A 19,701-nucleotide genomic window follows, 5' to 3' on the forward strand; every position below is an offset into this window, starting at 1 on the left:
CGTCTTCATCTCTGGCTGTGGTTCACCGTGCACCAGTACACCTCGATCTGCTCGGCGACTTCGATGAATTTGCCGAATTCGATCGGTTTGACGATGTAGGAATTCACGCCGGCAGCGTAGGCCGTCCTGACATCCTCGTCTTCGGTCGATGAAGTCAGCATCACCACTGGAATGCGCCGGAAGCGCTCGTGCGTCTTGAGCTTTCGCAGCACGTCGAGGCCGCTGACGCGCGGCAGCTTGTTGTCGAGCAGGATCACTGCGGGCGTCGGATGACCGCTTTCCCAGCGTGGCAGGAAGGCGAGCGCCTCTTCGCCGTCGCGTGCAACCTCGATCGCGAGCGGGCTGGTCCGGTCGCGGCGCGCGAAGGCGCGCAGTGCCAGATCGAGGTCGACGGTGTTGTCCTCGACGAGGAGGATCGGGCCGGAAGCGGCTTCAGTGGTCATAAGGGAAACTCCACGAGGAAGGTGGCGCCTTTGCCGGGCCCGCTTTCGGCCCGCACAGTCCCGCCCATGCGTTCGATCGCCTTGCGCACCAGCGCCAGGCCGACGCCGGTGCCGGGATAGTCGTCGGCGCGGTGCAGCCGCTGGAAGATGCCGAATATGCGATCGTGATATTTCATATCGAAACCGATGCCGTTGTCGCGAACCTCCAGCCGCACCGCGCCCGCTTCCTCGCGGCTGCTGATTGCGATGCGGGGAGGAGCCGCGTCGCGACTGAACTTCAATGCATTGCCGACGAGGTTGCGCAGCGCCAGCGCGAGGCCGTTGCGGTCGACCGAGAGTTCCGGCGTTCGCACATCGACGTCGATTTTTGCGCCGAGCGCGGAGATTTCGTGGGCGTAACTGTCGAGGACCTCGTCGACGAGCTGCTGCAGTGACACCGGTTCAGGTTGCGGCGCCGAGCGCTCGATGTGGGCATAGGCAAGCAGATCCTCGATCAGTTCGTGCATCTGCGCGACGCCGCGGCGGATGTTGGCCAGGAACTGCCGCCCCTCGTCGTCGAGCCGGTCGCGGTAGTCTTCGAGCAGGATCTGGCTGTAGCCGTCGATGCCGCGCAGCGGGGCCTTGAGATCGTGCGAGATGGCGTACGAAAACGATTCGAGTTCGCGGTTGGCTGCTTCCAGCTGTCCGGTGCGCTCGACGACGCGCGCTTCGAGCGTCGCATTGAGGCGCAACAGCGCCGCCTCGGTTTTCTTCAGCGAAGTGACGTCGAGCAGCACGCTGCGGACGTGCGTGACCCTGCCGCTCGCGTCGCGGCTCAGCCAGGTGCGGCCGTCCAGCCAGATCCACTGGCCGCTCACGTGACGCACGCGATGCTCCCCGCGGTAATCATCCGGCCCTCCGGCCAGATGGCTGACCAGGGCGGTCCGCAGGCGCGGGCGGTCTTCGGGGTGAATCAGGTCGCGGTAGCGGACTGCGCCCGACAGCAGTTCGTCCGGCGTGTAGCCCCATTGCCTGACGCTGTCGCTGACATACGTGACGGGCAGGCCGGCTGCGTTGCGCCACTCGATCGCGACGACCGGCGAATGGTCGATCAGCGCGGACAGCTGCTCGAGGTTTGCCTGGCGTATTCGCAGATCGTCGGCCATGCGGTCGAGCGCCCGGCCGATCTGCCCCAGCTCGTCGCGCCCGGCCAGGCCGCTGCGCGTGTCGAATCGCCCTTCCCCGATCGCCGCCACTGCCTGGGTCAGCCGGGCAGTGCGGCTGAACCACAGCACGTGCAGCAATATCGCGAGCGCCGCAGTGAAAAGCAGGATCAGCGCGGTTTCCCGCCAGAGCTCGTAGTGCCCAGCGGCGGCGCGGAGCGCGAGCGGAATGCCGAGATCGTTGCGCACGATCAGCGTCATGTCGGGACGGATCGCCACCCGACCCACCAGCGCGAAGTCGCCGTGCGGCTCGACGATCTCGATCCCTTTCCCCCGGCTCGACGCGATTGCCAGCAGGCCGGCGCGAACCGCCGGAGCTTCGGAGGCGATCGCATCGGTGAGAGGGCGGTGGAGCCGCGCGCGCAACATCGCGCCGACGACCTGGCCGTTGGCATCGACCAGCAATGCGTTCGTGAGCGCGGAGCGAAGGCCCATGCTGGCGACGATACGGCTGAGGTGAAAGCGGCTTGCCAGTCCGATCTGGATCTCGAGCCGGTTCTGTTCGAAGTTCAGGATCTCGGTGAGCCGTCGCCGCTGCTCGCTGGCGACCTGGTCGCGGAACTCCTGCACCTGGATCACGTAATTCAGCGCCGCGCCGATGAGCGCAAACCCAGCCAGCAGCAGCGGCGCGAGGATGCGGCCGGGCAGGACCGTCAGCGCTGGCCAGACCATGACCCGCTTTCCGTTCGTTTCACGGCCGCGCGCGCCGGCCTGTCATCGATCAGCGCTTGCCAGTCCGGTAGCCCGTCGATCATTTCGAGATCGACCAGCAGTTCTGCGAGCGCCGCGTGACGGGCGGCGAACCGAGCCGGCTGGCCGGCGAGGAGTTCCACGCTCTGCCGCAGCGGCACCAACGTCAGCCCGTCGAGCGCCGCGCGGTATTGCGCCGGGGTGAGGCTCGTGCTCGGCGCAAGGAAGTCGGCGAAGGCGTCGGGGGTCGTGTGCAGCGCCGTGACGCCTCGTTGCCACCCTGCCAGGAGGGCCACGACATCGTCGAGACGACGCTCGAGCACGTCGGCACGCACGACCAGCACATCGATGAGCTCTCCGGACATCGCGCTGCTGTCGAATATCACCTGGTAGCCGTCGCCCTGCAGGCGCGACTTCATCGGTTCGTAGGTGATCACCGCATCGACCCAGCCGTCGCGCAGCGCGTCTTCCTGCTGCGAAGCTTCGAGCCGCAGCAGCAGCACGTCGCCGGATCGAAGCGGGCTCCTCTCGATCATCCGCGCGAGCACCAGCCTGCCGGCTGCGCTGTCCTCGATGCCGATGCGCTTGCCCTTGAGCTGCGCGGGTTTGGTGATCGGTGCGCGCGCGACGACCGCGTCGGCGCCGTGCGAGATGCCGAGCACCGCGACGATGCGGATCGCCGCCCCCTTGTCCGCGAGCCGCAGTGCCTCGTCGAGCGTCAGCGCCGCGGCATCGAGCAGGCCGTTGTCGAGCGTACGCAACGCCTGGGAGTTCGATGCGAGTTCGACGACCTTGATGCGGTTGCGGTCGATATAACGGCGTTCATATGCAAAAACGAATGGATCGTTGCCAATCCATGGACTGACGCCGACGCTCAGCGGCAGCGGTGACGGCGCTTCACTGCACCCGGCAAGAAACATCATCGCGAGGCCGAAGGCCGCCGCGACAAAGGCGTTGTACATCACTGATCCTCACCTGAAACCGGTTCCGCGGGGCCGGTTCGGCGCCCCGCCTCATGTTTGCGGTAGGAGCGTGATTCTACAAGCGAAATTTCGAACCCGAGCATGCGAAGCTGCGTCGGCACACGTGTCGATCGTCGTGTCCGGGGCACGATCGGGAGGCGGGAAGCGCAGGCCGGGAGGCGCTCAGATTACTTCGTCATGCCTCAGGCGGGCGATGCGTTCGGCCGGCAAGCCCAGCAGCGAGGCGAGAATTTCGTCGGTATGTTCGCCGAGAAGGGGCGGCGGGAGACGGTATTCGACCGGGGTCGCCGACAGGCGCATCGGACTGGCGACCTGCGGCACGCGGCCGGCGAGCGGGTGCGGCAGGTCGATGCGCAGTCCGCGCGCGCGTACTTGCGGGTCGGCGAACACGTCGGCGAGCGTGTTGATCGGTCCGCACGGCACGCCGAGCGCTTCGAGCCGCGCGATCCAGTCGGTCGTCGTGCGCCGGATCGTCAGCTTGTTGAGCAGCGGGATCAGCACTGCGCGGTGGCCGACGCGAGCCTTGTTGGTGGCGAATCGGGCGTCGGTCGCGAGCGAGGGGTCACCGGCCGCTTCACAAAAGCGTGCGAACTGCGCGTCGTTGCCGATCGCGAGGATCATGTAGCCGTCGTCGGTCGGGAAGTCCTGGTACGGCACGATGTTGGGATGGGCGTTGCCGAGCCGGCCCGGTGACACGCCGGTGGTGAGGTAATTCATCGCCTGGTTCGCGAGGCACGCGATCTGCACGTCGAGCAGCGCGAGATCGATGTGCTGGCCTTCGCCGGTCCTGTCGCGCGCGGCGAGTGCCGCCTGCACCGCGTTGGCCGCGTACAGGCCCGTCAGGATGTCGGTCAGCGCGACGCCGACTTTCATCGGGCCGCCGCCCGGCTCGTCGCCGGGCCGTCCGGTCAGGCTCATCAGGCCGCCGAGGCCCTGGATCAGGAAGTCGTAGCCGGCGCGTGCCGCGTACGGTCCATCCTGGCCGAAACCGGTGATCGAGCAATACACGAGGCGCGGATTGACGGTTTTCAGCGACGCGTAGTCGAGGCCGTGGCGCGCGAGCCCGCCCTGCTTGAAATTCTCCAGCACGACGTCGCATTTGCCGGCGAGGTCGCGCAGCAGTTGCCGTCCGTCCGGCTTCGTCATGTCTACCGTGATCGAGCGCTTGTTGCGATTCGCGCAGAGGAAATACGCGGCAACGTCGGTGTCGTGGCCGTGGGTGTCCTTGAGGAACGGCGGACCCCAGTGGCGGGTGTCGTCGCCTTCGCCCGGACGCTCGACCTTGATGACGTCGGCGCCGAGGTCGGCGAGGATCTGGCCGGCCCACGGGCCGGCCAGAATCCTCGACAGGTCGAGCACCCGGATATGCGACAGGGCGCCCGACATGGGGTGGATCAGTTCGAGAACGCCGCGATGTCGGTGATCGCGCGGCCGAGGATCAGCGCATGCACGTCGTGCGTGCCTTCGTAGGTATTCACGACTTCGAGGTTCACGAGGTGACGCGCGACGCAGAACTCGTCGGAGATGCCATTGCCGCCGAGCATGTCGCGCGCGACGCGGGCGATGTCGAGCGACTTGCCGCACGAATTGCGCTTCATGATCGACGTGATCTCGACCGCGGCCGTGCCTTCGTCCTTCATGCGGCCCAGGCGCAGGCAACCCTGCAGGCCGAGCGTGATCTCGGTCAGCATGTCGGCGAGCTTCTTCTGGATCAGCTGGTTCGCGGCGAGCGGACGGCCGAACTGCTTGCGGTCGAGCGTGTACTGGCGGGCGGTCTCGTAGCACGCTTCGGCGGCGCCGAGCGCACCCCAGGCGATGCCGAAGCGCGCCGAGTTCAGGCACGTGAACGGGCCCTTGAGGCCGCGCACCGTCGGGAAGGCGTTCTCTTCCGGCACGAACACTTCGTCCATGACTATTTCGCCGGTGATCGACGCGCGCAGGCCGACTTTGCCGTGGATCGCCGGAGCAGACAGGCCTTTCCAGCCTTTTTCGAGGACGAAGCCGCGGATCTGGCCTTCGTCGTCCTTCGCCCAGACGACGAACACGTCGGCGATCGGGCTGTTCGTGATCCACATTTTCGAGCCGGACAGGCTGTAGCCGCCGTCGACTTTCTTCGCGCGGGTCACCATGCTGCCGGGATCGGAGCCGTGGTTCGGCTCGGTCAGGCCGAAGCAGCCGACCCATTCGCCGGTCGCGAGCTTCGGCAGGTACTTCTTCTTCTGCGCTTCGGTGCCGAATTCGTTGATCGGCACCATCACCAGCGACGACTGCACGCTCATCATCGAGCGATAGCCGGAATCGACGCGCTCGACTTCACGCGCAATCAGGCCGTAGCACACGTAGTTCATGCCGGAGCCGCCGTATTCCTCGGGGATCGTTGCGCCGAGCAGGCCCAGTTCGCCCATCTCGTTGAAGATCGCGCGGTCGGTCTTTTCATGGCGGAAAGCTTCCTGCACGCGCGGCAGCAGGCGTTCCTGGCTGTACGCCCGCGCGGTGTCGCGCACCAGGCGCTCGGTTTCGGTCAGCTGCTCGTCGAGGTGCAGGGGGTCTGCCCAGTTGAAGGTCACGCGGTTCGTTGCCATTTGGAAAGTCTCCTCAATGCTGCGGATATTCGAACATGCGCCGGCGCGATGCAAAAGTGCGCCACGCTTTGCCTGTGTCCGCACTGTAGCGAATCGAAGGCGCTCGGGACAACCGAAAATTCCGCCACACGTTGTGCAAAAAAATCACTTCGTAAATCGGCCGAAACGCGGACGCGGTTAAGATATCACGGTGAAACCACGCGCTTTCCGGCGTTCCAGCATTACCTCGCGTCCGCTCGTAAGCGTTTGGCTTGCACATCGTGCATTTTCAGGAGGTTCGCGAATGCGACGCAGGATACCCAGTACGACGGCGCTGCTGGCTTTCGAGCTCGCCGCGCGGCATGAAAGCTTCACCCGCGCGGCCGAGGAGCTGTCGCTGACGCAGAGCGCGATCTGCCGCCAGATCGCCGGGCTCGAGGAGTTTCTCGGCCTGCGCCTGTTTCGGCGCACGAAGCGCGGCGTGACGCTGACCGAAGCCGGGCTGTCGTACAGCCGGCAGATCACGGCGCGGCTCGATGCGGTCGAGCGCGACACGCTGTCGGTGATGGCGCACCACGGCCGCGGCGCGACGATCGAGCTCGCGGTCGTGCCGACGTTCGCGACGCGCTGGCTGTTGCCGCGCCTTGGCGACTTCCTCGCCGGCCATCCCGGCGTCACGGTGAATCTGACGAACCGCAGCCGTCCGTTCCTGTTCGCCGAAACCGAGCTCGACGCGGCGCTGTATTTCGGCGACGCCGGCTGGCCCGGCACCGAAGGACATTTCCTGATGCGCGAGAACCCGGTGCCGGTCTGCAGCCCGCGCCTGCTCGCCGGCAGAGCCGGCCTCGCGCCCGACGAGATCGCCGCGTTGCCGCTGTTGCAGCAGACGACGCGCCCGTACGCGTGGCGGCTGTGGTTCGAGTCGCTCGGCATGCGCGTCGCGCACGACCTGACCGGCGCGCGCCACGAACTTTTCACGATGCTCGCGCAGGCTGCGATGTACGACATGGGGGTCGCGCTGATCCCGCCGTTCCTGATCCAGGAAGAACTCGACAGCGGCCGCCTCGTGATCCCGTTCCGCCACGGCTACCTCAGCGACAAGGCGTACTACCTGATCATTCCCGAGCGCAAGGCCGAAACCACTGCGCTCGCGGCGTTCCGCGACTGGCTGCTGGAAGCGGCGGCCGAATACCGCGTCGAGGCGGGGCTGGAGTGAACTGCGCATGCGGCGGCCGAAGCGCCCCCGGCCGCCTGCGCCGCGGCGACTGCGAGGAAGCCTACTGCACGCCGCCCATGCACAGATACTTGATCTCGAGGTAATCCTCGATGCCGTATTTCGAACCTTCGCGGCCGAGTCCGGAGGATTTCATGCCGCCGAACGGCGCCACTTCAGTCGAGATGATGCCGGTGTTGATGCCGACGATGCCGTATTCGAGCGCGCCGGACACGCGCCACACGCGGTTCATTCCAACCGAATAGAAATAGGCGGCGAGGCCGAACTCGGTATCGTTCGCCATGCGGATCGCCTCGGCCTCGTCCTTGAAGCGGAACAGCGGCGCGACCGGGCCGAACGTCTCCTCGCGCGCGACTTTCATCTGCGGCGTGACGTCGGCGAGGATCGTCGGCTCGAAGAAAGTGCGGCCCAGTGCGTGGCGCCCTCCGCCGGTGACGACGCGAGCGCCTTTCGCCAGCGCGTCGGCGATGTGCTCCTCGACTTTCTCGACCGCCCGCATGTCGATCAGCGGTCCCTGCGTGACGCCTTCATCGACGCCGTTGCCTACTTTCAGCTTAGCGACCGCGGCGGTGAGCTTTTCGGCGAAGGCGTCATACACGCTGTCCTGCACCAGCAGCCGGTTCGCGCACACGCAAGTCTGGCCGGTGTTGCGGTATTTCGACGCCAGTGCGCCGTCGACGGCGGCGTCGAGGTCTGCGTCGTCGAAGACGATGAACGGCGCGTTGCCGCCGAGCTCGAGCGAGAGCTTCTTGATCGTCGGGGCGCATTGCGCGGCGAGCTTGATGCCGACTTCGGTCGATCCGGTGAAAGTGAGCTTGCGCACGATCGGGTTGGCGGTGAGCTCGCCGCCGATCTCGGTCGCGGAGCCGGTCAGCACGCTGAACACGCCCGCCGGCACGCCGGCGCGTTCGGCGAGGACGGCGAGCGCGAGCGCCGAATAGGGCGTCTGCGTGGCCGGCTTCAGGACCATCGTGCAGCCCGCGGCGAGCGCCGGACCCGCTTTGCGCGTGATCATCGCGAGCGGAAAATTCCACGGCGTGATCGCAGCGCACACGCCGACCGGCTCCTTCGTCACGACGATGCGCTTGTCGGGCTGGTGGCCGGGGATCACGTCGCCGTATATGCGCTTGGCCTCTTCGGCGAACCATTCGACGAACGAGGCGGCGTACAGGACTTCGCCGCGCGCCTCACCGAGCGGCTTGCCCTGTTCGGACGTCATCAGCAGCGCGAGATCTTCCTGGTGTTCGACGATCAGGTCGAACCACTTGCGCAGCACGCGCGCCCGGGCGCCAGCGGTCAGCGCGCGCCACGCCGGCCACGCGCGACTGGCGGCATCGATCGCGCGGCGCGTCTCCGCGGCGCCCATCTTCGGGATTGTGCCGAGCTGCTCACCGGTGGCCGGGTTGTGGATCGCGATCGTCGCGCCGCTGTCGGCATCGGCCCACGTGCCGCCGACGAGGCAGCGGCTGCGGAAGAGGTCGGGGTCATTTAACGCGAGAGTCATGGAAAGGCTCCTTGGTCGGGTTGGTGCCGCACGAATCCGGTGTCGAGACTGCCCGCGTGGTAGAGGTCGAACGTCCGTTTCACGCGCATCTTCAGCACGTCGAGCATCTCGAACCACTTGTGCGCATCCCTAGGCGGGGTCGCGCAGGTTGTCAAAATGCGCGCCAGGCAGCGTAGCATTTTCGTCCGGGCCCGGCTGCAGATGAAGAGATCTTCAGCTTGTTCCGCGCCCGAGACCCGACCATTCCAGGGATGCCGACGACTTTGCCGGGACGACGCTGAGCGCAATTTTTCGCGACCTGGTTAGATATCTTGTATAAGATGCATGACTTGACGCTGCCTATGTCGCAAGATGCAATATCGGTTTGACTTCGTAGCGGTTAGCCCCTAGTATTGCCGGAATTTTTGAAGCGGTCTGCGCACGCTGCGCATCGCCTCGGCGGATCCCATGTTCAAAATGGTTTTCCTGCAGCTTGGCGCGACGATCGCAGCTACGGCCATTGCGGCCGTTTTTTTCGGCCTGCGCGGCGGAATTTCCGCAGCCCTCGGAGGGCTTTCCTGCGTCTTGCCGAATGCGGTTTTCGCGCTCCGGCTGCACCTGGCCGCGAAGCGACAGGGCGGAGCGAATGTGATCGTTTTCTTTATCGGCGAGTTCCTCAAGATCGCGTCGATCGTGGGATTGTTGGTGCTGGTTGGGCAGTTTTATGAAGGCGTCCATTGGGGCGGCATCTTCATCGGCCTGATCCTGGCACTCAAGGCGAATTTATTTGCATTTTTGGTGAAGACCTGACCATGGCTACCGAAACACCGACCTCCGGCGAATACATCGTCCACCACCTGACCCATATGAACTCCACCGGCCACGCCCAGACGGCAGTGGTGGACTGGAGCGTATGGAACCTCGACACCCTGTTCTTCTCGATCGCGCTCGGCGTCATCACACTGTTCTTCCTGATTCGCGCCGCCCGCAAGGCGACTCCCGGCGTCCCCGGCCGCTTCCAGGCCGCCGTCGAGATCCTCGTCGAAATGGTTGCCGACCAGGCAAAGGGCATCATCCACAGCGCCGAATCGCGCAAGTTCGTCGCACCGGTCGCACTGACGGTGTTCCTGTGGATCTTCCTCATGAACTCGATGGACTTCCTGCCGGTCGATCTGCTGCCGCGCCTGTGGGCGATGATTTCCGGCAACGAGCATGCCTACCTGCGCGTCGTGCCGACCGCCGACCTGAACGGCACGCTCGGCCTGTCGATGGGCGTGCTGCTGATCTGCCTCTACTACAACGTCAAGATCAAGGGCCTCTCGGGCTGGGTGCATGAGCTCTTCACCGCCCCGTTCGGCAGCCACCCGCTGCTGTGGCCGGTCAACTTCCTGATGCAGATCATCGAGTTCGTCGCCAAGACCGTCTCCCACGGCATGCGGCTGTTCGGCAACATGTACGCCGGCGAGCTGATCTTCATGCTGATCGCGCTGCTCGGCGGCACCGCCACGGTGTTCGGTTTCCTCGGCCACATCGTCGCCGGCTCGATCTGGGCGGTCTTCCACATCCTGATCGTCGCGCTGCAGGCCTTCATCTTCATGATGCTGACGCTGGTCTATATCGGCCAGGCTCACGAGAGCCACTAACGGTTTATTTGCAGTACCTGGTTTTTCAACTTCATCAATCTTTTACTCAAGGAGTCGTCATGGAAAACGTTCTGGGTTTTGTTGCTCTGGCTGCTGGTCTGATCATCGGTCTGGGTGCCATCGGTGCTTGTATCGGTATCGGCATCATGGGCTCCAAGTACCTCGAAGCTTCCGCCCGTCAGCCCGAGCTGATGAACGCGCTGCAAACCAAGATGTTCCTGCTGGCTGGTCTGATCGACGCGGCGTTCCTGATCGGTGTCGGTATCGCAATGATGTTCGCCTTCGCCAACCCGTTCCAGCTCGTCTGATCGGTTCGCTTATTTCGCCTCTTTCGGCCTCTCCGACCACAACCGAGGGACAAGAACAGTGAATTTGAACGCAACCCTGATCGCTCAGCTCGTTGTGTTCTTCATTCTGGCGTGGGTCACGATGAAGTTCGTGTGGCCCCCCATCGTGAAGGCGCTCGACGAGCGCGCGAAGAAGATCGCAGACGGGCTGGCAGCTGCGGACAAGGCCAAGGCCGACCTCTCGCTCGCCGAGAAGAAGGTCGTCGATGAACTGCGCAAGGCTCGCGAATCCGCGGGCGATGTGCGTGCCTCCGCCGAAAAGCAGGCGGCGAAGTTCCTCGACGACGCCCGTGCCGAAGCTGCCCGCATCATCGCCCAGGCCCGCGAAGCCGCCGAAGCCGAAGCCGGCACGGCCGCTCAGCGTGCCAAGGAAGCGCTGCGCGACCAGGTCGCCCATCTGGCTGTCGCCGGCGCCGAGAAGATCCTGCGTCGCGAAATCAACGCCCAGGTGCATGCCGACCTGCTCGCCAACCTGAAAACGGAACTGCAATAAGCCATGGCCGAGAACGTCACCATCGCGCGCCCCTATGCGGATGCCGCCTTCGAGCTGGCCCGCGGGGCAGGTGCGCTGGGGCCTTGGTCGGAAGCACTCGATCGTCTCGCCGCCGCTGCCGCGGATGCGTCGATGAAAGCCTGCATCAGCAATCCCAAGCTGTCCGCCGACCAGCTGTATCAGCTGTTCATCGACGTTGCGGGGCAAGGCTTCACTCCCGAGCTGCAGAATTTCGTTCGTGTCCTCGTCGACAACGAGCGCCTGCAGATGCTTCCGGAGATCCGTGACCTGTTCGTTGAACTCAAGAACGAACACGAAGGCGTCCAGGAGGCGGAAATCGCCTCCGCGTTCCCGCTCGACGATGCCACGCTGGCGAACCTGAAAGCCGATCTTGAAACGCGTTTCAAGACCAGGCTGAACACCAAGGTCAGCCTCGACCCCGAACTCATCGGCGGGGTCCGCATCGCGATCGGCGACGAAGTGATCGACGCCTCGGTCCGCGGCAAGCTCGCGAACATGGCCGCTGCGCTAAAGAACTAGGAGCATATACATGCAACTCAACCCCTCTGAAATCAGTGATCTGATTAAGAGCCGGATCCAGAACCTGCAGCTCGCAGCCACGTCGCGCAACGAAGGCACTGTCGTGTCGGTTACCGACGGCATCACGCGCGTTCACGGTCTCGCCGACGTCATGCAGGGCGAAATGCTGGAGTTCCCCGGCAATACCTTCGGCCTCGCGCTGAACCTCGAGCGCGACTCGGTCGGTGCAGTGGTCCTGGGTGAATACGAACACATCACCGAAGGCGACCCGGTCAAGGCGACCGGCCGCATTCTCGAAGTGCCGGTCGGCCCCGAGCTGATCGGCCGCGTCGTAAACGCCTTGGGCCAGCCGATCGACGGCAAGGGCCCGATCAACGCCAAGCTGACCGACAAGATCGAAAAAGTCGCGCCGGGCGTGATCTGGCGCCAGTCGGTGTCGCAGCCGGTGCAGACCGGCCTGAAGTCGGTCGATGCGATGGTGCCGATCGGCCGTGGCCAGCGCGAGCTGATCATCGGCGATCGCCAGACCGGCAAGACGGCTGTCGCGGTCGATGCGATCATCAACCAGAAAGGCCAGGACATGTTCTGCGTCTACGTCGCGATCGGCCAGAAGGCCTCGACGATCGCGAACGTGGTGCGCAAGCTCGAAGAGCACGGCGCGATGGAATATACCATCGTCGTCGCTGCGACCGCTTCCGAATCGGCCGCGATGCAGTTCATCGCGCCGTACTCGGGCTGCACGATGGGCGAGTACTTCCGCGACCGCGGCCAGGACGCGCTGATCATTTATGACGATCTGACCAAGCAGGCGTGGGCCTACCGCCAGATCTCGCTGCTGTTGCGCCGCCCGCCGGGCCGCGAAGCCTATCCCGGCGACGTGTTCTATCTGCACTCGCGCCTGCTCGAGCGTGCGTCGCGCGTGTCCGCCGATCACGTCGAGAAGTTCACGAACGGCGAAGTCAAGGGCAAGACCGGTTCGCTGACCGCGCTGCCGATCATCGAGACGCAAGCCGGCGACGTGTCCGCGTTCGTGCCGACGAACGTGATCTCGATTACCGACGGCCAGATCTTCCTCGACACCGACCTCTTCAACGCCGGTATCCGTCCCGCGATCAACGCCGGTATCTCGGTGTCCCGCGTGGGTGGCGCCGCGCAGACCAAAGTCATCAAGAAGCTGTCCGGCGGCATTCGTACCGACCTCGCGCAGTATCGCGAACTCGCGGCGTTCGCGCAGTTCGCGTCCGACCTCGACGACGCCACGCGCAAGCAGCTCGAGCGCGGCCGCCGCGTCACAGAACTGATGAAGCAGCCGCAGTACGCGCCGCTGTCGGTCGCCGACATGGCGATCACGCTGTACGCGGTCAACAACGGCTATTTCGACGACGTCGAAGTGCCGCGCCTGCTGGCGTTCGAATCCGGGCTGCAGCAGTACGTCAAGGCCAAGAATCCGGCTCTCGTGACCAAGATCATGACTTCCAAGGAGCTCGACGCCGACGGCGAGAAGCAACTGGTCGCAGTGATCGACGAGTTCAAGAAGAGCTGGGCCTAAGGCCGCGGACGGAGACGGAATATGGCTAGCGGTAAGGAAATCCGTACCAAGATCAAGAGCGTGCAAAACACGCGCAAGATCACCAAGGCGATGGAAATGGTAGCGGCATCCAAGATGCGCAAGGCGCAGGACCGGATGCGTGCCGCCCGTCCCTATGCCGAGAAGATCCGCCGCCTCGCCGCGAACCTGTCCCAGGCCAATGTGACCGACTACAAGCACGCTTTCCTCGTCCAGAAGGACGAGGTGAAGCGCGTGGGTCTGATTCTGGTCACCACCGACAAGGGTCTTTGCGGCGGTCTCAACACCAACATCCAGCGTGTCGCGCTGAACGCGATGAAAGGGTGGGACGCTTCCGGCACAACCGAAATCCAGGCCTGCTGCATCGGCAACAAAGGCTTCGGTTTCATGCAGCGGATGGGGGCGAAAGTCGTGTCTCACGTCGTGCAGCTCGGCGACACGCCCCATCTCGAAAAGATGATCGGCCCGGTCAAGATCATGCTCGATGCGTTCCAGAACGGCGAGCTCGACGCGGTCTATGTGGCTTACACGCGTTTCATCAACACGATGAAGCAGGAACCGGTGCTCGAGCAGCTGCTGCCGCTGACCGGTGAGAAGCTCGGCACGCCGGAAGGTTCGTGGGACTACCTGTACGAGCCCGACCCGCAGGTCGTCATCGACGAGATGCTGGTGCGCTACGTCGAGGCGCTGGTCTATCAGGCGGTCGCCGAGAACATGGCTTCGGAGCAGAGCGCGCGCATGGTGGCGATGAAGGCCGCGTCCGACAACGCGAAGAATGTGATCGGGGAACTGCAGCTGGTCTACAACAAGACCCGCCAGGCAGCGATCACGAAAGAGCTGTCGGAGATCGTCAGCGGCGCCGCCGCGGTGTAACGCATAACTGATTTAAGGAAATGACGATGAGTCAAGGAACGATCGTTCAGTGCATCGGCGCCGTGGTGGATATCCAGTTCCCCCGCGAAGCGATGCCCAAGGTGTATGACGCGCTGAAGCTCGAGAATGCCGCCGGTTCGTTCGCCGAAGAGGGGCTGACCTTCGAAGTCCAGCAACAGCTCGGCGACGGCGTGGTGCGTACGATTGCAATGGGTTCGTCCGACGGCCTGCGCCGCGGCATGAAAGTCGCCAGCACCGGCAAGGGGATCTCGATCCCGGTCGGCCACGGCACGCTCGGCCGCATCATGGACGTGCTCGGCCGCCCGATCGACGAAGCTGGCCCGATCGAGGCCGACGAGCTGCGTCCGATCCATGCGAAAGCGCCGAAGTTCGACGAGCTGTCACCTTCAGTCGACCTGCTCGAAACCGGCATCAAGGTTATCGACCTCGTCTGCCCGTTCGCGAAAGGCGGCAAGGTCGGCCTGTTCGGCGGCGCCGGCGTCGGCAAGACCGTGAACATGATGGAGCTGATCAACAACATCGCCAAGCAGCACTCGGGCCTGTCGGTGTTCGCAGGCGTGGGCGAGCGGACCCGTGAAGGGAACGACTTCTACCACGAGATGAAGGACTCCAACGTTCTCGACAAGGTCGCGATGGTGTTCGGTCAGATGAACGAACCGCCGGGCAACCGCCTGCGCGTCGCGCTGACGGGCCTGACGATGGCCGAGCGCTTCCGCGACGAAGGCCGCGACATCCTGTTCTTCGTGGACAACATCTACCGCTACACGCTGGCCGGTACCGAAGTGTCCGCGCTGCTCGGCCGGATGCCGTCCGCGGTGGGTTACCAGCCGACGCTGGCGGAAGAAATGGGTCGCCTGCAGGAGCGCATCACTTCGACGAAAGTCGGCTCGATCACGTCGATCCAAGCTGTATACGTTCCTGCGGACGACTTGACCGACCCGTCGCCGGCGACGACCTTCCTGCACCTCGACTCGACCGTCGTGCTGTCGCGTGACATCGCTGCGCTGGGTATCTACCCCGCCGTCGATCCGCTCGACTCGACGAGCCGCCAGCTCGATCCGCTGGTGGTCGGCGAAGAGCACTACAACGTCGCTCGCCAGGTGCAGGTGACGCTGCAACGCTACAAGGAACTGCGCGACATCATCGCGATTCTGGGCATGGACGAACTGTCGCCGGAAGACAAGCTCGCGGTGTCCCGCGCGCGGAAGATCCAGCGCTTCCTGTCGCAGCCGTTCCACGTCGCGGAAGTGTTCACCGGTTCGCCGGGCAAGTACGTGCCGCTCAAGGACACGATCAACGGCTTCAAGATGATCGTGAACGGCGAGTGCGACCACCTGCCCGAACAGGCGTTCTACATGGTCGGCGGTATCGAAGAGGCCATGGAAAAGGCCAAGAAGCTTCAGTAATCGGGCCCGCCGCGCGGCAGACGACCGCCGCGCGGCCTTGAAAAGGACATCACTATGGCTATGACGGTTCATGTAGACATCGTCAGCGCGGAAGAGCAGATCTTTTCCGGCCTGGCTGAATTCGTCGCGCTTCCGGGCGAAGCGGGTGAGCTTGGGATACTGCCCGGCCACATGCCGCTGATGACCCGGATCAAGCCGGGTGCAGTACGGGTGAAGCGTCCCGACCAGGCAGAGGAAGAACTCGTTTTCGTCGCCGGCGGCATTCTCGAAGTGCAGCCGGGACTGGTCACGGTGCTTGCGGACACGGCGATCCGGGGCAAGGATCTGGACGAGGCGAAAGCTCTCGAAGCCAAGCGCATCGCGGAAGAGGCGCTGAAAAACCAATCGACTGAAATCGATTACGCCAAGGCACAGGCGGAACTCGCCGAAGCGATCGCACAGATCGCAGCGATCCAGAAGCTGCGCAAACGCGGCCACTGAGCCGGACGGCGAGCGAAAGAAAAAGGGCAGCTCCGTCAGGACTGCCCTTTTTGTTTGCGTGCTTTCCTGCCTGCGGCGAAATTAGCGCTCGCTCGGTGGGACAGTCAGGGCGGAGGCACGCTGGTCACGGCGCGACGGGGACTGTCGGGAGGTGGAGAGCCGCTCGACGCGCTTGTCGAGGCGCGCGAGGTCGTCACGCAGGTTGCCCAGTTCCCCCCCATGCCCGTCGAGCGCTGCGCGCGTGACGAGGAGCGGCTGCTCTTCGGTGAGGTATTCCGCGAAGTTTCCGCCCAACGCCTGGCACGCCCTCAAACCTCCGTCCCTGAGGGCCTGCGCGCCGAGCACGACGCGACGGGCGAGGATGTCGCCAAGCACGCGCGACAGGTCTTCCTCGGCGTCCCAGCGCAAGTTGCGGAACACGAAGCCGAGCGCGTCGGCGAACTCGGCATTGCCGTCGATGCGCACTTCGCTCATTGCCTTGCCCGGATCTCCGGCGAGGAGGCCGGGCAGCGCGCCGAGTGGAAGCGAAAGCGTGATCGAAGGAGCCGTCCCTGCGTCCGCGGCCGTGAGGAAACCGTCCGGCAGGACCGTGAACATGATATCGAAAGGGTCGGCATGCAGCAGCGCGTGCCGACCCGCATAGGGCGAAAGCCGTTCCCGGGCCCAAGGCGCCGGGCCGAGCAGGTGGTTGATGGCGGTGAGAAAACCGCGGCGTGCGACGGACATCGTTTTCTGCCGGACCCCGGCGATCCGGGGTCCGCGGTAGAAGAGGGTTCAGGAAAGCTGCTGGATGCCCGCAACGACCCACCCGACGTTTCCGGTGCTGGGTTTGGTCAGATGCCACACTTCGTCGAACGCCGCCGGCGCTGCGCCTTCTTCTTCGCGCAGCAGGCCGGAGAAGCGGATGCTGACGACGTAGCGCTGCGCCTCTTCGACGACTTCGAGGACTTCGCCGTTCAGCTCCACGACATCGGTGCGCTGTGTTCCCGGGCCGCGCTCGGTCAGCTGCATGCGAATTTCAGCAAACATCTCGGGTGACGTGAATTCGCGGATGTCTTCGAGATTGCCGGCATCGTTGGCGGCCTGCAGGCGGATGAACTGGACTTTGGCCTGCCGCACGAACGCTTCGGCATCGAAGTTCGTCGGGATTTTGCCCGCCGGGGCCGGCGCCGCCGCGCTGCTGGCAGCGGGGAAGCTGGTCGGCGCAGAAGCAGGGAAATTTCCGCCGGCAGGAGCGCCGGCGTACTGCATCGCGCCCCCCGAGCGCGCTGCTGCATTGCGACGCGACAGCATGCGGAACAGCATCAGCGCGGCAAAGACCAGCAGCGCGATCATCAGCAACGAGCCCATTTCGGCGCCGAACCCCAGATGCGAGAAGAGCGCGGCCAAGCCGAGGCCGGCGGCCAGCCCGGCGAGCGGACCCATCCACGAGCGCTTCTGCGGCACGGCATTCGCGCCCTGCGGCGTCTGCTGCGGAGCGGCTGACGGCTGGCGCGGCGTGGGCGGGGTCATCTGGCGCTGCATGCCGAAGCTGCCACCACCGCCCAGACGCTTGGCGTCGGCGTCGGGGATGCCGAAGCCGAGGGTGAAAATGACCGCGATGAGGCCGAGAAGCAGGTTTTTCATGTGTGACGGGTCTCCGTTCATTGTGAAGCCGGCCGGCCGCCCCCGCAGGAAAGGAAGCGGGCGCACGCTGCGGAATCAGAGCTTGTAGCCGCGGTGCAGGGCGACGACGCCCCCGGTCAGGTTGAAGTAATCGACTCGCTTCAGGCCGACTCGTTCCATCAGCTCCTTCAGCTCGTTCTGGGAAGGGTGCATCCGGATCGATTCGGCCAGATAGCGGTAGCTGTCCGCGTCGTGGGCGACTTTGTCGCCCATCCATGGCAGGATCTTGAACGAATAGAGATCGTAGGCGGGCGCGAGCGGCGCCCAGACTTTCGAGAATTCGAGCACGAGCAGACGGCCGCCCGGACGCAGCACGCGCCGCATCTCGGCGAGCGCGACGTCTTTGTGGGTCATGTTGCGCAGGCCGAACGCGACTGTCACGCAGTCGAACCAGTTGTCGGGAAACGGCAGCTTCTCGGCGTCGCATTGCGCGACCGGCAGCGCGAAGCCGCGGTCGAGCACCCGGTCGCGCCCGCGCGACAGCATCGCGTGATTGATGTCGGTGAGCCACACCTGGCCGTCGCGGCCGACCCGCTTCGCGAACGCGAGCGACAGGTCCGCGGTGCCGCCGGCGACGTCGAGCACGCGGTCACCGCGACCGACTCCCGATATCTGGATCGTGAACGCCTTCCACAGCCGATGCAGGCCGAAGGACATGAGATCGTTCATGACGTCGTAGCGGCGAGCGACCGAGGAAAACACCTCGGCGACTTTTTTGTGCTTTTCGCCTTCCGCTACCGTCTCGAAGCCGAAGTGGGTCGTCTTTTCGTTCATGCTCAGTGCTTGTGACCGCCGCAGCCGGATTTTGGCGGAGGGGGGGGATTTTCAGCGGGATCGCGGCTGCGGCCTTCCTGCGCGAGCCGGTCGAGATACTGCTGCCATAGCGCGTCGTGCTGCGTCGCGAGCCGGTGCAGGTAGTCCCACGAATACAGCCCGCTGTCGTGTCCGTCCGAAAACACCGGTTTCACGGCGTAGTTGCCGACCGGTTCGAGATCGACGATGTCGACGTCGCGTTTGCCGACCTGAAGCACTTCCTGGCCGGCTCCGTGTCCGCGCACCTCGGCCGAAGGGGAATACACCCTCAGATACTCGAACGGCAGCGAAAACTCGCTGCCATCGTCGAACGCGATTTCGAGCACGCGGGATTTGCGGTGCAGCGTGAGGGCAGTGGGGATCGGTGTCTTGTCGTCGAGTCCGGCCATGGTGACTGGTGAGTCCGGCGATGTCGGGAATCCAATCATACCCGAATCGGCGCAGCCCGGCCGCGCCCGGCGGGCAGCGCTCCGATTGCGCCGGGACGGTTTGTCACAAAAAATTCAAATGCCCGCAATACACTGCGTCGACCAACATGGAGTGATGCGATGCCCGCGAACATTCTGCTAGTGGAAGACGAACTGGCCATTCAGGAGCTCATCGCCGCCAGCCTGAGCCGGGCCGGCCACCGCGTCGTACGCGCATCCGACGCCGAGGAGGCAGCGCAGCGTCTGCGCGACGCACTACCCGACCTGGTGCTGCTCGACTGGATGCTGCCGGGCATGACCGGCATCGAGTTCGCGCGCCGGCTCAGGGGCGACGAACGGACCCGCGAGATTCCGATCATCATGCTGACGGCGCGCGGCGAAGAGCAGGACAAGGTTGCCGGCCTCGAGAGCGGCGCCGACGACTACATCACCAAGCCGTTCAGCCCGCGCGAACTCGCGGCCCGGATCACCGCTGTGCTGCGCCGGCGCGCCCCGCAAACCACCGAAGACGCAGTCGAGGCCGGCGACCTGCGGCTCGACCCCGTGACGCACAGGGTCGGCTGCGGGGACAGGCCGGTTGCGCTCGGCCCGACTGAATTCCGCCTGCTGCATTTCTTCATGACTCATCCCGAACGCGTGCATTCGCGCGCCCAGTTGCTCGACAAGGTCTGGGGCGATCATGTCTTCGTCGAGGACCGCACCGTGGACGTGCATGTGCGGCGCTTGCGTGCGGCGCTCGAGCCGAGCGGGCACGATCAGCTGATCCAGACGGTGCGCGGCAGTGGCTACCGTTTCTCGCTCCGGATCGAGCGCGGCAGCGTGCAATAAT

21 protein-coding genes are annotated in these 19,701 nt (G+C 64.8%); 11 read left to right on the forward strand and 10 right to left on the reverse strand.

Annotated features, from left to right (window positions below; translation table 11 throughout):
- Window positions 1–5: 5 nt before the first annotated feature.
- The 5 genes from EBN1_RS08400 to EBN1_RS08420 all read right to left on the reverse strand — a co-directional run bounded on the left by EBN1_RS08400 (window position 6) and on the right by EBN1_RS08420 (window position 5,900).
- The gene (locus EBN1_RS08400; protein ID WP_011237519.1) at window positions 6–443 is read right to left on the reverse strand and encodes a response regulator; all 438 of its coding nucleotides are present in this window, start codon (window positions 441–443) and stop codon (window positions 6–8) included.
- Window positions 440–2,317, reverse strand: a complete 1,878-nt coding sequence (locus EBN1_RS08405) for a sensor histidine kinase (RefSeq protein ID WP_011237520.1) — start codon at window positions 2,315–2,317, stop codon at window positions 440–442. Before EBN1_RS08405 ends, EBN1_RS08400 begins: the two co-directional genes overlap by 4 nt.
- On the reverse strand, window positions 2,299–3,297 hold the full coding sequence (locus EBN1_RS08410; protein ID WP_011237521.1) for an ABC transporter substrate-binding protein: 999 nt from the start codon (window positions 3,295–3,297) through the stop codon (window positions 2,299–2,301). The genes EBN1_RS08405 and EBN1_RS08410 overlap by 19 nt, the downstream gene beginning before the upstream one ends.
- Before the next feature lie 183 nt (window positions 3,298–3,480).
- Entirely contained in the window at window positions 3,481–4,704 is a 1,224-nt protein-coding gene (locus EBN1_RS08415) for a CaiB/BaiF CoA transferase family protein (RefSeq protein ID WP_011237523.1), read from the reverse strand.
- Between the two features lie 8 nt (window positions 4,705–4,712).
- Entirely contained in the window at window positions 4,713–5,900 is a 1,188-nt protein-coding gene (locus tag EBN1_RS08420) for an acyl-CoA dehydrogenase (protein ID WP_011237524.1), read from the reverse strand.
- Between the two features lie 283 nt (window positions 5,901–6,183).
- On the opposite strand from EBN1_RS08420, the gene EBN1_RS08425 reads away from it, so the two are divergent.
- Complete coding sequence (locus EBN1_RS08425) at window positions 6,184–7,095, forward strand: LysR family transcriptional regulator (protein WP_011237525.1); 912 nt, start codon at window positions 6,184–6,186, stop codon at window positions 7,093–7,095.
- Between the two features lie 61 nt (window positions 7,096–7,156).
- On the opposite strand, the gene gabD is transcribed toward EBN1_RS08425, so the two are convergent.
- Entirely contained in the window at window positions 7,157–8,617 is a 1,461-nt protein-coding gene (gene gabD / locus EBN1_RS08430; protein WP_011237526.1) for an NADP-dependent succinate-semialdehyde dehydrogenase, read from the reverse strand.
- A gap of 447 nt (window positions 8,618–9,064) precedes the next feature.
- Between gabD and EBN1_RS08435 the strand changes: the two genes are divergently transcribed.
- From EBN1_RS08435 to EBN1_RS08475, 9 genes are read left to right on the forward strand one after another with little or no spacing between them, the layout of a single operon-like run.
- Window positions 9,065–9,406 (forward strand): ATP synthase subunit I, encoded by a 342-nt coding sequence (locus EBN1_RS08435; protein WP_011237528.1) that lies wholly within the window; start codon window positions 9,065–9,067, stop codon window positions 9,404–9,406.
- Window positions 9,407–9,408: 2 nt separating this feature from the next.
- Window positions 9,409–10,239 carry a F0F1 ATP synthase subunit A gene (gene atpB, locus EBN1_RS08440; RefSeq protein ID WP_011237529.1) on the forward strand — a complete coding sequence of 277 codons (831 nt, stop codon included), beginning with the start codon at window positions 9,409–9,411 and terminating at the stop codon, window positions 10,237–10,239.
- A 59-nt stretch (window positions 10,240–10,298) separates the two neighbouring features.
- Window positions 10,299–10,547, forward strand: a complete 249-nt coding sequence (gene atpE, locus EBN1_RS08445; RefSeq protein WP_011237530.1) for a F0F1 ATP synthase subunit C — start codon at window positions 10,299–10,301, stop codon at window positions 10,545–10,547.
- 58 nt (window positions 10,548–10,605) lie between these two features.
- Window positions 10,606–11,079, forward strand: a complete 474-nt coding sequence (locus tag EBN1_RS08450) for a F0F1 ATP synthase subunit B (protein ID WP_011237531.1) — start codon at window positions 10,606–10,608, stop codon at window positions 11,077–11,079.
- Between the two features lie 3 nt (window positions 11,080–11,082).
- On the forward strand, window positions 11,083–11,619 hold the full coding sequence (locus EBN1_RS08455) for a F0F1 ATP synthase subunit delta (RefSeq protein ID WP_011237532.1): 537 nt from the start codon (window positions 11,083–11,085) through the stop codon (window positions 11,617–11,619).
- A 10-nt stretch (window positions 11,620–11,629) separates the two neighbouring features.
- Window positions 11,630–13,168 carry a F0F1 ATP synthase subunit alpha gene (gene atpA / locus EBN1_RS08460; protein WP_011237533.1) on the forward strand — a complete coding sequence of 513 codons (1,539 nt, stop codon included), beginning with the start codon at window positions 11,630–11,632 and terminating at the stop codon, window positions 13,166–13,168.
- Window positions 13,169–13,189: 21 nt separating this feature from the next.
- On the forward strand, window positions 13,190–14,059 hold the full coding sequence (gene atpG, locus EBN1_RS08465; RefSeq protein WP_011237534.1) for a F0F1 ATP synthase subunit gamma: 870 nt from the start codon (window positions 13,190–13,192) through the stop codon (window positions 14,057–14,059).
- 26 nt (window positions 14,060–14,085) lie between these two features.
- Window positions 14,086–15,486: a F0F1 ATP synthase subunit beta gene (atpD, locus tag EBN1_RS08470; RefSeq protein ID WP_011237535.1), complete on the forward strand. Its 1,401-nt coding sequence runs from the start codon at window positions 14,086–14,088 to the stop codon at window positions 15,484–15,486.
- Window positions 15,487–15,540: 54 nt separating this feature from the next.
- Window positions 15,541–15,966 (forward strand): F0F1 ATP synthase subunit epsilon, encoded by a 426-nt coding sequence (locus tag EBN1_RS08475; RefSeq protein ID WP_011237536.1) that lies wholly within the window; start codon window positions 15,541–15,543, stop codon window positions 15,964–15,966.
- Window positions 15,967–16,047: 81 nt separating this feature from the next.
- On the opposite strand, the gene EBN1_RS08480 is transcribed toward EBN1_RS08475, so the two are convergent.
- From EBN1_RS08480 to EBN1_RS08495, 4 genes are all read right to left on the reverse strand, one after another.
- On the reverse strand, window positions 16,048–16,692 hold the full coding sequence (locus EBN1_RS08480) for a ubiquinone biosynthesis accessory factor UbiJ (RefSeq protein ID WP_011237537.1): 645 nt from the start codon (window positions 16,690–16,692) through the stop codon (window positions 16,048–16,050).
- A gap of 48 nt (window positions 16,693–16,740) precedes the next feature.
- Complete coding sequence (locus tag EBN1_RS08485; RefSeq protein ID WP_011237538.1) at window positions 16,741–17,592, reverse strand: Tim44 domain-containing protein; 852 nt, start codon at window positions 17,590–17,592, stop codon at window positions 16,741–16,743.
- Window positions 17,593–17,667: 75 nt separating this feature from the next.
- Entirely contained in the window at window positions 17,668–18,405 is a 738-nt protein-coding gene (gene ubiE, locus EBN1_RS08490; protein ID WP_011237539.1) for a bifunctional demethylmenaquinone methyltransferase/2-methoxy-6-polyprenyl-1,4-benzoquinol methylase UbiE, read from the reverse strand.
- Window positions 18,406–18,407: 2 nt separating this feature from the next.
- Window positions 18,408–18,833 (reverse strand): gamma-butyrobetaine hydroxylase family protein, encoded by a 426-nt coding sequence (locus EBN1_RS08495; RefSeq protein WP_011237540.1) that lies wholly within the window; start codon window positions 18,831–18,833, stop codon window positions 18,408–18,410.
- Window positions 18,834–18,992: 159 nt separating this feature from the next.
- Here EBN1_RS08495 and phoB point away from each other — a divergent pair, with 159 nt between their 5' ends.
- Window positions 18,993–19,700, forward strand: coding sequence for a phosphate regulon transcriptional regulator PhoB (phoB, locus tag EBN1_RS08500; RefSeq protein WP_011237541.1), 708 nt, complete (start codon window positions 18,993–18,995; stop codon window positions 19,698–19,700).
- The last annotated feature ends 1 nt before the right edge of the window (window position 19,701 follow it).

This window comes from Aromatoleum aromaticum EbN1 (assembly GCF_000025965.1).
Classification (GTDB): domain Bacteria; phylum Pseudomonadota; class Gammaproteobacteria; order Burkholderiales; family Rhodocyclaceae; genus Aromatoleum; species Aromatoleum aromaticum.

Coding starts and splice junctions, on each gene's coding strand:
- EBN1_RS08415 (WP_011237523.1), bottom strand. CDS start 4,704: ATGTCGGGCGCCCTGTCGCATATCCGGGTGCTCGACCTGTCGAGGATT.
- atpD (WP_011237535.1), top strand. CDS start 14,086: ATGAGTCAAGGAACGATCGTTCAGTGCATCGGCGCCGTGGTGGATATC.
- EBN1_RS08480 (WP_011237537.1), bottom strand. CDS start 16,692: ATGTCCGTCGCACGCCGCGGTTTTCTCACCGCCATCAACCACCTGCTC.
- EBN1_RS08425 (WP_011237525.1), top strand. CDS start 6,184: ATGCGACGCAGGATACCCAGTACGACGGCGCTGCTGGCTTTCGAGCTC.
- EBN1_RS08405 (WP_011237520.1), bottom strand. CDS start 2,317: ATGGTCTGGCCAGCGCTGACGGTCCTGCCCGGCCGCATCCTCGCGCCG.
- atpG (WP_011237534.1), top strand. CDS start 13,190: ATGGCTAGCGGTAAGGAAATCCGTACCAAGATCAAGAGCGTGCAAAAC.
- EBN1_RS08420 (WP_011237524.1), bottom strand. CDS start 5,900: ATGGCAACGAACCGCGTGACCTTCAACTGGGCAGACCCCCTGCACCTC.
- EBN1_RS08400 (WP_011237519.1), bottom strand. CDS start 443: ATGACCACTGAAGCCGCTTCCGGCCCGATCCTCCTCGTCGAGGACAAC.
- EBN1_RS08435 (WP_011237528.1), top strand. CDS start 9,065: ATGTTCAAAATGGTTTTCCTGCAGCTTGGCGCGACGATCGCAGCTACG.
- EBN1_RS08410 (WP_011237521.1), bottom strand. CDS start 3,297: ATGTACAACGCCTTTGTCGCGGCGGCCTTCGGCCTCGCGATGATGTTT.
- EBN1_RS08475 (WP_011237536.1), top strand. CDS start 15,541: ATGGCTATGACGGTTCATGTAGACATCGTCAGCGCGGAAGAGCAGATC.
- atpA (WP_011237533.1), top strand. CDS start 11,630: ATGCAACTCAACCCCTCTGAAATCAGTGATCTGATTAAGAGCCGGATC.
- atpE (WP_011237530.1), top strand. CDS start 10,299: ATGGAAAACGTTCTGGGTTTTGTTGCTCTGGCTGCTGGTCTGATCATC.
- phoB (WP_011237541.1), top strand. CDS start 18,993: ATGCCCGCGAACATTCTGCTAGTGGAAGACGAACTGGCCATTCAGGAG.
- gabD (WP_011237526.1), bottom strand. CDS start 8,617: ATGACTCTCGCGTTAAATGACCCCGACCTCTTCCGCAGCCGCTGCCTC.
- ubiE (WP_011237539.1), bottom strand. CDS start 18,405: ATGAACGAAAAGACGACCCACTTCGGCTTCGAGACGGTAGCGGAAGGC.
- EBN1_RS08495 (WP_011237540.1), bottom strand. CDS start 18,833: ATGGCCGGACTCGACGACAAGACACCGATCCCCACTGCCCTCACGCTG.
- EBN1_RS08455 (WP_011237532.1), top strand. CDS start 11,083: ATGGCCGAGAACGTCACCATCGCGCGCCCCTATGCGGATGCCGCCTTC.
- EBN1_RS08485 (WP_011237538.1), bottom strand. CDS start 17,592: ATGAAAAACCTGCTTCTCGGCCTCATCGCGGTCATTTTCACCCTCGGC.
- atpB (WP_011237529.1), top strand. CDS start 9,409: ATGGCTACCGAAACACCGACCTCCGGCGAATACATCGTCCACCACCTG.